The organism is Pseudomonas koreensis (assembly GCF_024169245.1).
Taxonomy (GTDB): domain Bacteria; phylum Pseudomonadota; class Gammaproteobacteria; order Pseudomonadales; family Pseudomonadaceae; genus Aquipseudomonas; species Aquipseudomonas koreensis_F.
Genome location: NZ_JALJWP010000001.1, coordinates 615714 through 630844 on the forward strand (window position 1 = coordinate 615714; position 15131 = coordinate 630844).

The window sequence follows — 15131 nt, forward strand, 5'->3', positions numbered from 1 at the left end:
TGGCGGAGCAGAGAGCGGGCAGTCCTGCCCCGCTCTCGATTCGCGTCACGTGTTATTCGGTTTCCAGATCGATATCGATGCCGAGGGAACGAATTTCCTTGATCAACACGTTGAAGGACTCGGGCATGCCCGGCTCCATACGGTGATCGCCATCCACGATGTTCTTGTACATCTTGGTACGGCCGTTCACATCGTCCGACTTCACTGTGAGCATTTCTTGCAGAGTGTAAGCAGCACCGTATGCTTCCAGTGCCCAGACCTCCATCTCCCCGAAACGCTGACCACCGAACTGCGCCTTACCACCCAGCGGCTGCTGGGTAACCAGGCTGTAAGAACCGGTAGAACGCGCGTGCATCTTGTCGTCTACCAAGTGGTTCAGCTTCAGCATGTACATGTAGCCAACGGTAACTGGACGCTCGAACTTGTTGCCGGTACGGCCGTCGGTCAGCTGCATCTGGCCGCTTTCCGGCAGGTCTGCCAGCTTCAGCATGGCCTTGATTTCGCTTTCCTTGGCGCCGTCGAACACTGGAGTGGCCATTGGAACGCCGCCACGCAGGTTGTTCGCCAGATCGAGGATTTCCTGATCGGAGAAGCTGTCCAGATCTTCGTTACGACCGCCGATCTGGTTGTAGATCTCGTCCAGGAAGGTGCGCAGCTCAGCCACTTTACGCTGCTCTTCGACCATCCGGTTGATCTTCTCGCCCAGACCTTTTGCCGCGAGGCCCAGGTGGGTTTCGAGAATCTGACCAACGTTCATACGCGAAGGTACGCCCAGCGGGTTGAGGACCACGTCGACCGGGGTGCCATTGGCATCGTGCGGCATGTCTTCAACCGGCATGATCACGGAGACCACACCCTTGTTACCGTGACGACCAGCCATCTTGTCGCCCGGCTGGATGCGGCGACGGATTGCCAGGTAAACCTTGACTATTTTAAGCACGCCTGGAGCCAGGTCATCGCCCTGCTGCAGTTTGCGCTTCTTGTCTTCGAACTTGTCGTCCAGCAGACGGCGACGATCAACGATGTAGGCCTGAGCCTTCTCGAGCTGCTCGTTCAGAGCATCTTCAGCCATGCGCAGTTTGAACCACTGGCCGTGCTCAAGACCGTCGAGAACTTCGTCGGTGATGTCCTGACCTTTCTTCAGGCCGGCGCCGCCTTCGGCCTTGTGGCCTACCAGAGCGGAACGCAGACGTTCGAAAGTCGCGCCTTCAACGATGCGGAACTCTTCGTTCAGATCCTTGCGGATCTCGTCCAGCTGGGACTTCTCGATCGACAGTGCACGAGCATCACGCTCAACGCCGTCACGGGTGAAGACCTGTACGTCGATGACAGTACCTTTGGTGCCGGTTGGCACGCGCAGGGAGGTGTCTTTAACGTCGCTGGCTTTTTCACCGAAGATCGCACGCAGCAGTTTTTCTTCCGGAGTCAGTTGGGTCTCGCCTTTCGGAGTGACCTTGCCGACCAGGATGTCGCCTGCGCCTACTTCAGCACCTACGTAAACGATACCGGCTTCGTCCAGCTTGTTCAGTGCGGCTTCACCCACGTTCGGGATGTCCGCAGTGATTTCCTCTGGGCCAAGCTTGGTGTCACGGGCCACACAGGTCAGTTCCTGAATGTGGATCGTGGTGAAGCGGTCTTCCTGAACCACACGCTCGGACAGGCAGATGGAGTCTTCGAAGTTGAAGCCGTTCCATGCCATGAACGCGATGCGCATGTTCTGACCCAGTGCCAGTTCACCCATGTCGGTGGACGGACCGTCGGCCATGATGTCGCTACGCTGAACGCGATCACCTTTACGCACCAGCGGACGCTGGTTGATGCAGGTGTTCTGGTTCGAGCGGGTGTACTTGGTCAGGTTGTAGATGTCGACACCGGCTTCACCGGTTTCAACTTCATCATCGGCAACACGAACCACGATACGGCTGGCATCGACGGAATCGATCACGCCACCACGACGAGCCACGACGCAAACGCCGGAGTCACGGGCTACGTTACGCTCCATGCCGGTACCTACCAGCGGCTTGTCAGCGCGCAGGGTCGGTACAGCTTGACGCTGCATGTTCGAACCCATCAACGCACGGTTGGCGTCGTCGTGCTCGAGGAACGGGATCAGCGACGCTGCAACCGACACAACCTGCTTCGGCGAAACGTCCATCAAGGTGACGTCTTCCGGCGCCTTGACCGTGAATTCGTTCAGGTGACGTACGGCTACCAGTTCGTCGATCAGGACTTTCTGCTCGTTCATGGTCGCCGAAGCCTGCGCGATCACGTGATCGGCTTCTTCGATAGCGGACAGGAACACGATCTCGTCGGTAACCACGCCCTCTTTCACCACGCGGTACGGGCTTTCCAGGAAGCCGTACTGGTTGGTGCGAGCGTACGCAGCCAGCGAGTTGATCAGACCGATGTTCGGACCTTCCGGCGTTTCAATCGGGCAGACACGACCGTAGTGAGTCGGGTGTACGTCACGGACTTCGAAGCCTGCGCGCTCACGAGTCAGACCACCAGGGCCGAGTGCGGAGACACGACGCTTGTGGGTGATCTCGGACAGCGGGTTGTTCTGGTCCATGAACTGCGAGAGCTGGCTCGAACCGAAGAACTCTTTCACCGCCGCAGCCACTGGCTTGGCGTTGATCAGGTCTTGCGGCATCAAGCCTTCGCTTTCAGCCATCGACAGACGCTCTTTGACCGCACGCTCAACACGTACCAGGCCAACGCGGAACTGGTTTTCGGCCATTTCGCCTACGCAGCGAACACGACGGTTACCCAGGTGGTCGATGTCATCGACGATGCCTTTACCGTTACGGATGTCGACCAGAGTCTTCAGTACCGCGACGATGTCTTCCTTGCACAGCACGCCCGAACCTTCGATCTCGGTACGACCGATACGACGGTTGAACTTCATCCGGCCGACCGCAGACAGGTCATAGCGCTCAGGACTGAAGAACAGGTTGTTGAACAGGGTCTCGGCAGCGTCCTTGGTTGGCGGCTCGCCTGGACGCATCATGCGATAGATCTCGACCAGCGCTTCCAATTGGTTGCTGGTGGAGTCGATCTTCAGCGTGTCGGAGACGAACGGACCGCAGTCGATGTCGTTGGTGTACAGGGTCTCGATGCGAACGACCTGAGCCTTGGCGATTTTTGCCAGGACTTCAGTGTTCAGCTCGGTGTTGCATTCAGCCAGGATTTCGCCAGTGGCCGGGTGCACGATAGCCTTGGCCGTGGTGCGGCCGAGGACGTAATCCAGTGGCACGTCCAGCGTCTTGATACCGGCTTTTTCGATCTGGTTGATGTGGCGCGCGGTAATACGGCGGCCCTGCTCAACGATGACCTTGCCCTTCTCGTCCTGGATGTCCAGAACCGCAACTTCACCACGCAGGCGCGATGGCACCAGTTCCAGGCTGAGGGTTTCGCCGCTCAGGTGGAATACGTTGGTGGTGTAGAAGGCGTCCAGCACTTCTTCAGTGGTGTAACCGAGTGCGCGCAGCAGTACCGAAGCCGGCAGCTTGCGACGACGGTCGATACGCACGAAGACGCAGTCTTTCGGGTCGAACTCGAAGTCCAGCCACGAACCGCGGTAAGGAATGATGCGAGCCGAGTACAGCAGTTTGCCGGAGCTGTGCGTCTTGCCGCGGTCGTGGTCGAAGAACACGCCCGGGGAACGGTGCAGCTGGGAAACGATAACACGCTCGGTACCGTTGATTACGAAGGTACCGTTCTCAGTCATCAGGGGGATTTCACCCATGTAGACTTCTTGCTCTTTGATGTCCTTGATCGCTTTGTTCGACGATTCTTTGTCGAAAATGATCAGGCGCACTTTTACCCGCAAAGGTACGGCGAAAGTTACACCGCGCAATACGCATTCTTTGACATCAAATGCCGGTTCGCCCAGGCGATAACCGACGTACTCCAGCGCAGCATTGCCGGAGTAGCTGATGATCGGGAAAACGGATTTGAAGGCCGCATGCAGGCCCACGTCGCGGAACTGATCTTTAGTCGCTCCCGCTTGCAAGAATTCACGATACGAATCCAGCTGGATGGCCAGGAGGTAAGGCACATCCATGACGTCCGGCAACTTGCTAAAGTCCTTGCGGATACGTTTTTTCTCAGTATATGAGTAAGCCATCAGCGTTCCCCAGCTTGGTCACCTGCTTGTTTGGCCCCTCCCGACGGGAGCAGCCAGAAAATCGTGCAAACCCCATGGTTTGCGCCACCGCATCGGGTGGTTACAGCGCCTTTATCGGCACCGACCCAGTCGGCTGCCAATAACGGAAAAAGGCCGGTGGCAAGAGCCACCAGCCATCAGCCTGTCGCTTGACGCTCGGGCTGGAGGAGCAAAGTCGATGCTTACTTCAGCTCGACTTTAGCGCCTGCTTCTTCCAGCTTCTTCTTGGCGTCTTCAGCCGCTTCTTTCGAAACGCCTTCAGCTACAACCTGAGGAGCGCCGTCTACTTTCTCTTTGGCTTCTTTCAGGCCCAGACCGGTCAGTTCACGAACTGCCTTGATCACGTTAACCTTCTTCTCGCCAGCTTCCAGCAGAACAACGTTGAACTCGGTTTGCTCTTCAACAACAGCGGCAGCTGCAGCTGGACCAGCCGAAGCGGCAGCAGCGGTAACGCCGAAGGTTTCTTCCATCGCTTTGATCAGCTCTACGATTTCCACTACGGATTTCTGGCCGATTGCTTCGATGATTTGTTCGTTAGTCAGAGACATGACTCAATTCCTGAATTGGGGGACGGCCTACGCGACCATCGAAATAAACAAAAAACGCGAGAAGTGACGAGCCTTAGGCTGCGGCAGCTTCTTTCTGGTCGCGAATTGCCGCCAGAGTACGAGCCAATTTGCTGGTAGCGCCTTGAATCACGCTCATCAGCTGAGAAATTGCTTCGTCACGGGTCGGCAGAGTTGCCAGTACGTCGATCTGATTAGCTGCGAGGAACTTGCCCTCGAACGCAGCTGCCTTGATCTCGAACTTGTCCTGACCCTTCGCAAACTCTTTGAAGATACGGGCAGCAGCGCCCGGATGTTCGTTGGAGAATGCAATCAGGGTCGGGCCGGTGAACACGTCGTTGAGGACACTGTATTGAGTGTCAGCAACAGCACGCTTGAGCAGGGTGTTACGTACAACACGTACGTAAACGCCAGCTTCACGAGCCTCTTTACGGAGTCCGGTCATTGCGCCTACTGTTACGCCACGTGCATCAACCACGACAGCGGACAGAGCGACTTTGGCAGCCTCGTTGACTTCAGCGACGATGGCCTTCTTGTCTTCGAGATTAATTGCCACGGGTTTAACTCCTGCTTGTTACCGTTTCATTCGATCGGAACCGAATGTCGTTTTGGTGTCTGATTCGGTAAGGAACCGGGAGCACCATCTGCGTAGGCTTGAGGTTTAAGGCTTGCGCCGCCTACGGTCTTGGATAGCCCCCGCCAGGCAGGGACCCCAATCTTTCAATTGGCGCGGCAATCCGCGCCAACCTTTGTCTTACGCGTCGAGCGAGCTCTGGTCGATAACCAGACCTGGGCCCATTGTGGTGCTCAGGGTAACGCGCTTGACGTAAATACCTTTCGAAGAAGCTGGCTTGATACGCTTCAGATCAGCGATCAGGGCTTCAACGTTTTCCTTCAGCTTGACGGCGTCGAAGCCGATCTTGCCAACGGAAGTGTGGATGATGCCGTTTTTGTCGGTGCGATAACGAACCTGACCAGCCTTGGCGTTTTTAACCGCGTTGGCTACGTCTGGAGTTACGGTGCCGACTTTCGGGTTAGGCATCAGGCCACGTGGACCGAGGATCTGACCCAACTGACCTACAACACGCATGGCATCCGGGGATGCGATCACTACGTCATAGTTCAGGTCGCCGCCTTTCATTTCGGCAGCCAGGTCGTCCATACCTACACGGTCAGCGCCGGCAGCCAGAGCGGCCTCAGCAGCTGGACCCTGGGTGAACACAGCTACGCGAACGGTCTTGCCAGTGCCGTGTGGCAGCACAGTAGCGCTACGAACGACCTGGTCGGACTTACGCGGGTCTACACCCAGGTTTACAGCAACGTCGAACGACTCGCTGAACTTGACAGTCGACAGCTCGGCCAGCAGAGCAGCGGCGTCTACAATGTTGTAGGCCTTGCCTGCTTCGATTTTGCCGGCGATAGCCTTTTGACGCTTGGTCAGCTTAGCCATTACACACCCTCCACGTTAAGGCCCATGCTACGAGCAGAACCGGCGATAGTACGCACGGCTGCATCCATATCAGCTGCAGTCAGATCCGCGTTTTTGGTTTTCGCGATTTCTTCCAGCTGAGCACGGGTAACGGTGCCAACCTTAACGGTGTTCGGACGAGCGGAACCGCTGGTCAGACCGGCCGCCTTCTTCAGCAGAACCGAAGCAGGGGTGGATTTGGTTTCGAAAGTGAAGCTACGGTCGCTGTAGACAGTGATGATCACTGGAGTCGGCAGACCTGGCTCAAGACCCTGAGTACGGGCGTTGAAAGCCTTGCAGAATTCCATGATGTTCACGCCGTGCTGACCCAGAGCAGGACCAACAGGTGGACTTGGGTTAGCCTGAGCGGCCTTCACTTGCAGCTTGATGTAAGCGGTAATCTTCTTGGCCATGAGGCACTCCAATTACGGGTTCGAACGCCTCGAAAGGCTCCCCGGTTACTTGCGCGTTTATCCCAGTGACGACAAAACCCCACAGCCTAAGGCTGCGGGGTTGGGATTGCTTGTCCAGTTAGACCTTCTCGACCTGACTGAACTCGAGCTCCACCGGAGTAGAGCGACCGAAAATGAGCACCGCCACTTGGATCCGGCTCTTTTCGTAGTTAACTTCTTCCACAACGCCATTGAAATCAGCGAATGGACCGTCGTTGACACGTACCGTCTCACCTGGCTCGAACAACGTCTTCGGCTTAGGCTTGTCGCTACCATCAGCAACGCGACGCAGAATCGCTTCTGCCTCTTTATCGGTAATTGGTGCAGGCTTGTCGGCAGTACCGCCAATGAAACCCATCACCCGAGGAGTATCCTTGACCAAGTGCCAAGTACCCTCGTTCATATCCATTTGGACCAGCACATAGCCTGGGAAAAACTTCCGTTCGCTTTTGCGCTTCTGGCCGTTACGCATCTCAACCACTTCTTCAGTGGGAACCAGAATCTCGCCGAAGCCATCTTCCATGCCAGCCAGCTTTACGCGCTCGATCAGCGAGCGCATCACATGCTTCTCGTAACCCGAGTAAGCATGCACAACATACCAACGCTTAGCCACGGGACACCCTTAGCCGACAATCAAGGAAACAAGCCAGCCGAGCAGGGAATCAAGCCCCCACAACAGCAACGCCATAACCAGAACAACAGCCACGACAATCAGCGTGGTCTGCGTGGTTTCTTGGCGAGTTGGCCACACGACTTTACGAATCTCGGTACGAGCTTCCTTAACGAGTACAAAGAAAGACTTGCCCTTCGCGGTCTGCAGGCCTACAAAGGCAGCTACAGCAGCAATGGCAAGCAAAGCGAGTACACGATACAGGATCGGCGAAGCAGCGTAATACTGATTGCCAACAACGCCAACAACCACCAAAGCAACTACTACAAGCCACTTGAGCAGATCGAAGCGAGAGCCTTGAGCTTCAGCGTTAGGAGTCATCTATGAAGATCCTGTGAAAAGAAAGCCAGACACACCGAGTGAATCTGGCAGGTCAGGAGGGAATCGAACCCCCAACCTACGGTTTTGGAGACCGTCGCTCTGCCAATTGAGCTACTGACCTAAAACAAAATCAGGCCGACCATTATGCCGGCCCGAAAAATACATTACAACCGCTTATTCGATGATTTTGGCTACGACGCCAGCGCCGACGGTACGACCGCCTTCACGGATAGCGAAACGCAGACCGTCTTCCATCGCGATGGTTTTGATCAGGGTAACAGTCATCTGAATGTTGTCACCTGGCATTACCATTTCAACGCCTTCTGGCAGCTCGCAGTTACCAGTCACGTCAGTAGTACGGAAGTAGAACTGTGGACGGTAGCCTTTGAAGAACGGAGTGTGACGGCCGCCTTCTTCCTTGCTCAGAACGTAAACTTCTGCGGTGAACTTGGTGTGCGGCTTGACCGAACCTGGCTTGACCAGAACCTGACCACGCTCAACGTCGTCACGCTTGGTACCACGCAGCAGAACGCCGCAGTTCTCGCCAGCACGACCTTCGTCGAGCAGCTTGCGGAACATCTCAACACCGGTGCAGGTGGTGGTGGTGGTGTCACGCAGACCAACGATTTCCAGAGCGTCCTGAACGCGAACGATACCGCGCTCGATACGACCAGTCACAACAGTACCGCGACCGGAGATCGAGAATACGTCTTCGATTGGCATCAGGAATGGCTTGTCGATCATACGAACTGGTTCTGGGATGTAGGTATCCAGAGTTTCAACCAGCTTACGAACGGCAGTGGTACCCATTTCGTTGTCGTCTTTGCCTTCCAGCGCCATACGAGCCGAACCGATGATGATCGGAGTGTCGTCGCCTGGGAAGTCGTAGGTCGACAGCAGGTCACGAACTTCCATCTCAACCAGTTCCAGCAGCTCAGCGTCGTCTACCAGGTCAGCCTTGTTCAGGAAAACCACGATGTACGGAACGCCTACCTGACGGGACAGCAGGATGTGCTCACGGGTTTGTGGCATCGGACCATCAGCGGCCGAGCAAACCAGGATCGCGCCGTCCATCTGGGCAGCACCGGTGATCATGTTCTTCACGTAGTCAGCGTGACCTGGGCAGTCAACGTGAGCGTAGTGACGAATAGTCGAGTTGTACTCAACGTGAGCGGTGTTGATGGTGATACCGCGAGCTTTTTCTTCTGGTGCGCTGTCGATCTTGTCGAATTCAACGACGGCCGAACCGAAAACTTCGGAGCAGACGCGAGTCAGAGCAGCAGTCAGAGTGGTTTTACCGTGGTCAACGTGACCAATGGTCCCAACGTTGACGTGGGGCAGGGAACGATCAAATTTTTCCTTAGCCATCGATATCACCCTCTACAGAAGAAATTAGACAAACAATATCAACCATTAAAACAAAGGCAGATATTTTCATATCTGCCTTGTTATATGGAGCTCTTGAGCGGATTTGAACCGCTGACCTCACCCTTACCAAGGGTGTGCTCTACCAACTGAGCTACAAGAGCAAAACCCTTTGCACAACCTGCAAACTTGGAGCGGGTAGCGGGAATCGAACCCGCATCATCAGCTTGGAAGGCTGAGGTTCTACCACTAAACTATACCCGCGGAGCCTGCAGCTCACGCTTAAATCTGGTGGAGGGAGAAGGATTCGAACCTTCGAAGTCGTAGACGTCAGATTTACAGTCTGATCCCTTTGGCCGCTCGGGAACCCCTCCTAATCAGGCCGGCATTCTATATCATGCCAAACCCCTGTCAAGCATTTTCTCATTTAAAAACCTGAGGTTAGCTGCGTTGACACACTTCACTTTGAATCCCGATTAAGGCGTTCGCTGTGGAGCGGGCGCCATTCTATGCAAACTATTGAGTGGGTGCAACCCCTTCGCACAGCATTATTTTATGTTTTAACTCATTGAATTCCTTGGAAAGGTTTTGCAACTGTTGATCGCCCAACAAACGCTGACCCTCCGGCGCAACGGCCAGCCAGTAACCGCTTCCGGCAGCATCTTTTGGCACGGATTGCACATTGACTCTCATTGCCAACAGACGCTGTTGCAACCTGGCAACTGAATCCTCATCAGCAAACCCACCGATGAACAGACATTGCTGACGCGGAGCAGCCTCCACTCTGCGCCCATCACTGGCTGTTTCGCTCAACAAACGAATATCCTGCTGCGAACCACGATATAAACTCAGAGGCGTCACGTCTTTGGCTCGCAAGGGCGCTTCCTGTTGATGCCAGACATAGTAAAAAATATTGAGAACTACAAGGAGCAGGAACAACCAACGCATATAAACCTCAGGACAAGGGACACGCCATGGCCAAGCCGACAAAAACCAGGTCGGGCACAACCCTGGCCTCAGGCACGACGCCATCCACCAACTCGGCATCCCCTCCCGTGATGAAGACCATAAAGTTTTCGCCCCAATATGCTCGAGCCAGCTCTAATTGAGTGAGAACGAACCCCCTCAGCATGAGAGAACAACCGCGCTCCACCGCCTCAACAGTGGTCCGTCCAGGTACATGGCTGGATAGGGCCCGCTCCGCCGCCTCATCACCATAGCGAATTTTACGCGTATGGGTGCGCAGCTGGTTTCGCATCAAAGGCATGCCAGGACAAATGAAGCCACCGAGATGCTCACCATCAGCGGCGACAAAATCGGCAGTGACAGCCGTACCGAAGTCGAGAACCAGGCAAGCATTCCCGGCAGCCAAGTGAAAGCCTCCAAGCATCGCCAGCCAACGATCAAGACCTAGACGCTCATAATCTTCATAGCCGTTTCGAACACCGGATATCTCCCGAGCGGGTTTCGCACCAACGACAGGAATACCGAACTCGCGCTCAATAAGCTCGATTAACGCGCCGGTTTCCTCATTAGTCCTGACACTCACCAAACGACAGTAGCGCAATGAAAGCGACTTTATGATCCGCAGACTCTCAATCAAAGCCTGACTGGAATCTACAACCCCTTCCGAGACCACTTCACTCGCGAGAGCATCCAACACGCGCCACTTTATAAAGCTGTTGCCGCAGTCAAGCTCAAGAATCATCACGCAACCTCAGACTGAGCTCTCCGCCACTAAAGACCTTTTCAACACCATCTATGCTCAAGCGCAGCCCGCCTTGGTTATCAATGCCGAGCACAACCCCGTCGATCTGGCTGTTCCCGGCTATCAACGAAACGGATCGACCCTGCCACAGATGATTTTCCGCCCACTCTTCCTGCAGACTTGCGAACCCTTCAAGCTGATGCTTATGGATATAAGCCTCGAGTTGATTACTCAACTCCGCCACCAGAGCATTGCGATCGCAGGACTTGCCTGACTCAAGCTTGATAGAGGTCCATTGCTGGTCTACCTCATCAGCAATCTGCATATTGACGTTGACTCCTATGCCCAATACAACATGACATACATCCGCCGGATCTCCGACGAGCTCGAGCAGGATGCCGGCTATTTTTCTATTGCCCGCCAAAACATCGTTGGGCCACTTCAAACCGGCTGTCGGCACGCCGCTGCTTCGCAAGGTTTGCATTACCGCCAAGCCAACAACAAGGCTCAACCCTTCAAGCTGACGCATGCCGCCTTCGATACGGAGTACAAGGCTGTAATACAGGTTTTCCGCGAATGGGCTCACCCACTTACGGCCTCGACGACCGCGCCCAGCCACCTGTCGCTCGGACAGCACCAAAAACGGCGCGAGAGCCCCCTTGTTAATGGAGCGCAAAGCCTCGGCATTTGTTGAATCGACAGAATCGAACACAGCTACCGGCCACTGAGGTGCTCTTCTGGTTATTTCCACGGGATCAAGCAGCGTCAGAGGCGCGGACAACTGATAGCCGCGACCGCGAACTTTATGGATCGACAGGCCCAGTTCAGCTTCAAGCTGCTGCAGCTGCTTCCATACAGCGCTTCGGCTAACTCCCAGGGCCACCCCTAGATCCTGTCCGGAATGGAATCGTCCATCCTTCAGAAGATTCAACAACGTCAACATGCAGGTTTCGCCTCACAATGAGGCCCGCATAATAGCCATGCCCCGGGCCGTTGCATAGAAATCAAACAGACACATTTCTCGCAGGCAAAACAAAACCCCAACTGCTTTCGCAATTGGGGTTTCGGAATTTAATCTTGACGATGACCTACTCTCACATGGGGAAACCCCACACTACCATCGGCGATGCATCGTTTCACTGCTGAGTTCGGGATGGGATCAGGTGGTTCCAACGCTCTATGGTCGTCAAGAAATTCGGGTACTGACTCGTGACCAGATGGCCTCGCTTCAGCAAATTGGGTATGTGACAGCTAGGTGTTTGTGAACTTCGAACTTTCGGTTCGTTTCGTCTTCACACACCGCAATCTGGTGCCTTTTCAGGTCAGCAAATTGCTTGGGTGTTATATGGTCAAGCCTCACGGGCAATTAGTATTGGTTAGCTCAACGCCTCACAGCGCTTACACACCCAACCTATCAACGTCGTAGTCTTCGACGGCCCTTCAGGGAACTCAAGGTTCCAGTGAGATCTCATCTTGAGGCAAGTTTCCCGCTTAGATGCTTTCAGCGGTTATCTTTCCCGAACATAGCTACCCGGCAATGCCACTGGCGTGACAACCGGAACACCAGAGGTTCGTCCACTCCGGTCCTCTCGTACTAGGAGCAGCCCCTCTCAAATCTCAAACGTCCACGGCAGATAGGGACCGAACTGTCTCACGACGTTCTAAACCCAGCTCGCGTACCACTTTAAATGGCGAACAGCCATACCCTTGGGACCGGCTTCAGCCCCAGGATGTGATGAGCCGACATCGAGGTGCCAAACACCGCCGTCGATATGAACTCTTGGGCGGTATCAGCCTGTTATCCCCGGAGTACCTTTTATCCGTTGAGCGATGGCCCTTCCATACAGAACCACCGGATCACTAAGACCTACTTTCGTACCTGCTCGACGTGTCTGTCTCGCAGTCAAGCGCGCTTTTGCCTTTATACTCTACGACCGATTTCCGACCGGTCTGAGCGCACCTTCGTACTCCTCCGTTACTCTTTAGGAGGAGACCGCCCCAGTCAAACTACCCACCATACACTGTCCTCGATCCGGATAACGGACCTGAGTTAGAACCTCAAAGTTGCCAGGGTGGTATTTCAAGGATGGCTCCACGCGAACTGGCGTCCACGCTTCAAAGCCTCCCACCTATCCTACACAAGCAAATTCAAAGTCCAGTGCAAAGCTATAGTAAAGGTTCACGGGGTCTTTCCGTCTAGCCGCGGATACACTGCATCTTCACAGCGATTTCAATTTCACTGAGTCTCGGGTGGAGACAGCGCCGCCATCGTTACGCCATTCGTGCAGGTCGGAACTTACCCGACAAGGAATTTCGCTACCTTAGGACCGTTATAGTTACGGCCGCCGTTTACCGGGGCTTCGATCAAGAGCTTCGCGTTAGCTAACCCCATCAATTAACCTTCCGGCACCGGGCAGGCGTCACACCCTATACGTCCACTTTCGTGTTTGCAGAGTGCTGTGTTTTTAATAAACAGTCGCAGCGGCCTGGTATCTTCGACCGGCATGAGCTTACGGAGCAAGTCCTTCACCCTCACCGGCGCACCTTCTCCCGAAGTTACGGTGCCATTTTGCCTAGTTCCTTCACCCGAGTTCTCTCAAGCGCCTTGGTATTCTCTACCCAACCACCTGTGTCGGTTTGGGGTACGGTTCCTGGTTACCTGAAGCTTAGAAGCTTTTCTTGGAAGCATGGCATCAACCACTTCGTCACCCAAAGGGTAACTCGTCATCAGCTCTCGGCCTTAAGATCCCGGATTTACCTAAGATCTCAGCCTACCACCTTAAACTTGGACAACCAACGCCAAGCTGGCCTAGCCTTCTCCGTCCCTCCATCGCAATAACCAGAAGTACAGGAATATTAACCTGTTTTCCATCGACTACGCTTTTCAGCCTCGCCTTAGGGACCGACTAACCCTGCGTCGATTAACGTTGCGCAGGAAACCTTGGTCTTTCGGCGTGGGTGTTTTTCACACCCATTGTCGTTACTCATGTCAGCATTCGCACTTCTGATACCTCCAGCAAGCTTCTCAACTCACCTTCACAGGCTTACAGAACGCTCCTCTACCGCATCACCCGAAGGTGATACCCGTAGCTTCGGTGTATGGTTTGAGCCCCGTTACATCTTCCGCGCAGGCCGACTCGACTAGTGAGCTATTACGCTTTCTTTAAAGGGTGGCTGCTTCTAAGCCAACCTCCTAGCTGTCTAAGCCTTCCCACATCGTTTCCCACTTAACCATAACTTTGGGACCTTAGCTGACGGTCTGGGTTGTTTCCCTTTTCACGACGGACGTTAGCACCCGCCGTGTGTCTCCCATGCTCGGCACTTGTAGGTATTCGGAGTTTGCATCGGTTTGGTAAGTCGGGATGACCCCCTAGCCGAAACAGTGCTCTACCCCCTACAGTGATACATGAGGCGCTACCTAAATAGCTTTCGAGGAGAACCAGCTATCTCCGAGCTTGATTAGCCTTTCACTCCGATCCACAGGTCATCCGCTAACTTTTCAACGGTAGTCGGTTCGGTCCTCCAGTCAGTGTTACCTAACCTTCAACCTGCCCATGGATAGATCGCCCGGTTTCGGGTCTATTCCCAGCGACTAGACGCCCTATTAAGACTCGCTTTCGCTACGCCTCCCCTATTCGGTTAAGCTCGCCACTGAAAATAAGTCGCTGACCCATTATACAAAAGGTACGCAGTCACAGAACAAAGTCTGCTCCCACTGCTTGTACGCATACGGTTTCAGGATCTATTTCACTCCCCTCTCCGGGGTTCTTTTCGCCTTTCCCTCACGGTACTAGTTCACTATCGGTCAGTCAGTAGTATTTAGCCTTGGAGGATGGTCCCCCCATATTCAGACAAAGTTTCTCGTGCTCCGTCCTACTCGATTTCATTGATAAGAGATTTTCGCGTACAGGGCTATCACCCACTATGGCCGCACTTTCCAGAGCGTTCCGCTAATCTCAAATCAACTTAAGGGCTAGTCCCCGTTCGCTCGCCACTACTAAGGGAATCTCGGTTGATTTCTTTTCCTCAGGGTACTTAGATGTTTCAGTTCCCCTGGTTCGCCTCTTGCACCTATGTATTCAGTACAAGATAACCATCTTATGATGGCTGGGTTCCCCCATTCAGACATCTCCGGATCAAAGTCTGTTTGCCGACTCCCCGAAGCTTTTCGCAGGCTACCACGTCTTTCATCGCCTCTGACTGCCAAGGCATCCACCGTATGCGCTTCTTCACTTGACCATATAACCCCAAGCAATCTGGTTATACTGTGAAGACGACATTCGCCGAAAATTCGAATTTCTCAACTAAGAGAACTCACAAATTTTACCTTAGCCTGATCCGTTACCAGTGAAAGTAACGTTCAGTCTATCTTTCTATCACATACCCAAATTTTTAAAGAACGGTCTAGTCAAAGAC

The 15131-nt window shown here is 54.3% G+C and carries 11 protein-coding genes, 4 tRNA genes and 2 rRNA genes; all 17 read right to left on the reverse strand.

What is annotated here, in order from left to right; translation table 11 throughout:
- Positions 1-52: 52 nt before the first annotated feature.
- Positions 53-4126 carry a DNA-directed RNA polymerase subunit beta gene (rpoB, locus tag J2Y90_RS02910; protein WP_016772939.1) on the reverse strand — a complete coding sequence of 1358 codons (4074 nt, stop codon included), beginning with the start codon at positions 4124-4126 and terminating at the stop codon, positions 53-55.
- A 221-nt stretch (positions 4127-4347) separates the two neighbouring features.
- On the reverse strand, positions 4348-4713 hold the full coding sequence (gene rplL / locus J2Y90_RS02915) for a 50S ribosomal protein L7/L12 (RefSeq protein WP_003228750.1): 366 nt from the start codon (positions 4711-4713) through the stop codon (positions 4348-4350).
- Between the two features lie 73 nt (positions 4714-4786).
- Positions 4787-5287: a 50S ribosomal protein L10 gene (gene rplJ, locus J2Y90_RS02920; RefSeq protein WP_008081912.1), complete on the reverse strand. Its 501-nt coding sequence runs from the start codon at positions 5285-5287 to the stop codon at positions 4787-4789.
- Between the two features lie 198 nt (positions 5288-5485).
- The gene (rplA, locus tag J2Y90_RS02925; RefSeq protein ID WP_024014523.1) at positions 5486-6181 is read right to left on the reverse strand and encodes a 50S ribosomal protein L1; all 696 of its coding nucleotides are present in this window, start codon (positions 6179-6181) and stop codon (positions 5486-5488) included.
- Positions 6181-6612 (reverse strand): 50S ribosomal protein L11, encoded by a 432-nt coding sequence (rplK, locus tag J2Y90_RS02930; protein WP_003176435.1) that lies wholly within the window; start codon positions 6610-6612, stop codon positions 6181-6183. The genes rplA and rplK overlap by 1 nt, the downstream gene beginning before the upstream one ends.
- A gap of 118 nt (positions 6613-6730) precedes the next feature.
- Positions 6731-7264 (reverse strand): transcription termination/antitermination protein NusG, encoded by a 534-nt coding sequence (gene nusG / locus J2Y90_RS02935; RefSeq protein WP_007957598.1) that lies wholly within the window; start codon positions 7262-7264, stop codon positions 6731-6733.
- A 9-nt stretch (positions 7265-7273) separates the two neighbouring features.
- Positions 7274-7642 carry a preprotein translocase subunit SecE gene (secE, locus tag J2Y90_RS02940; protein WP_253496296.1) on the reverse strand — a complete coding sequence of 123 codons (369 nt, stop codon included), beginning with the start codon at positions 7640-7642 and terminating at the stop codon, positions 7274-7276.
- 45 nt (positions 7643-7687) lie between these two features.
- Positions 7688-7763: transfer RNA gene (locus J2Y90_RS02945), tRNA-Trp, on the reverse strand.
- Between the two features lie 53 nt (positions 7764-7816).
- Complete coding sequence (tuf, locus tag J2Y90_RS02950) at positions 7817-9010, reverse strand: elongation factor Tu (RefSeq protein ID WP_024014521.1); 1194 nt, start codon at positions 9008-9010, stop codon at positions 7817-7819.
- A gap of 85 nt (positions 9011-9095) precedes the next feature.
- Positions 9096-9171 (reverse strand) — tRNA-Thr (locus J2Y90_RS02955).
- Positions 9172-9197: 26 nt separating this feature from the next.
- Positions 9198-9271: transfer RNA gene (locus J2Y90_RS02960), tRNA-Gly, on the reverse strand.
- Positions 9272-9296: 25 nt separating this feature from the next.
- Positions 9297-9381 (reverse strand) — tRNA-Tyr (locus J2Y90_RS02965).
- Between the two features lie 142 nt (positions 9382-9523).
- The gene (locus J2Y90_RS02970) at positions 9524-9955 is read right to left on the reverse strand and encodes an SPOR domain-containing protein (RefSeq protein ID WP_253496299.1); all 432 of its coding nucleotides are present in this window, start codon (positions 9953-9955) and stop codon (positions 9524-9526) included.
- Positions 9956-9962: 7 nt separating this feature from the next.
- Positions 9963-10715, reverse strand: a complete 753-nt coding sequence (locus tag J2Y90_RS02975; RefSeq protein WP_253496302.1) for a pantothenate kinase — start codon at positions 10713-10715, stop codon at positions 9963-9965.
- A complete protein-coding gene (birA, locus tag J2Y90_RS02980) occupies positions 10705-11658 on the reverse strand; it encodes a bifunctional biotin--[acetyl-CoA-carboxylase] ligase/biotin operon repressor BirA (protein WP_253496304.1) in 954 nt (317 codons plus the stop codon). Before birA ends, J2Y90_RS02975 begins: the two co-directional genes overlap by 11 nt.
- 132 nt (positions 11659-11790) lie before the next feature.
- A 5S ribosomal RNA gene (gene rrf / locus J2Y90_RS02985) occupies positions 11791-11906 on the reverse strand.
- A gap of 154 nt (positions 11907-12060) precedes the next feature.
- Positions 12061-14954, reverse strand: a 23S ribosomal RNA gene (locus J2Y90_RS02990).
- Positions 14955-15131 lie beyond the last annotated feature (177 nt).

Bases quoted from the DNA above. Each gene is read 5' to 3' on its own strand.
- rpoB (WP_016772939.1), bottom strand. From the start codon at position 4,126: ATGGCTTACTCATATACTGAGAAAAAACGTATCCGCAAGGACTTTAGC.
- rplL (WP_003228750.1), bottom strand. From the start codon at position 4,713: ATGTCTCTGACTAACGAACAAATCATCGAAGCAATCGGCCAGAAATCC.
- rplA (WP_024014523.1), bottom strand. From the start codon at position 6,181: ATGGCTAAGCTGACCAAGCGTCAAAAGGCTATCGCCGGCAAAATCGAA.
- rplK (WP_003176435.1), bottom strand. From the start codon at position 6,612: ATGGCCAAGAAGATTACCGCTTACATCAAGCTGCAAGTGAAGGCCGCT.
- secE (WP_253496296.1), bottom strand. From the start codon at position 7,642: ATGACTCCTAACGCTGAAGCTCAAGGCTCTCGCTTCGATCTGCTCAAG.
- tuf (WP_024014521.1), bottom strand. From the start codon at position 9,010: ATGGCTAAGGAAAAATTTGATCGTTCCCTGCCCCACGTCAACGTTGGG.
- J2Y90_RS02970 (WP_253496299.1), bottom strand. From the start codon at position 9,955: ATGCGTTGGTTGTTCCTGCTCCTTGTAGTTCTCAATATTTTTTACTAT.
- J2Y90_RS02975 (WP_253496302.1), bottom strand. From the start codon at position 10,715: ATGATTCTTGAGCTTGACTGCGGCAACAGCTTTATAAAGTGGCGCGTG.
- birA (WP_253496304.1), bottom strand. From the start codon at position 11,658: ATGTTGACGTTGTTGAATCTTCTGAAGGATGGACGATTCCATTCCGGA.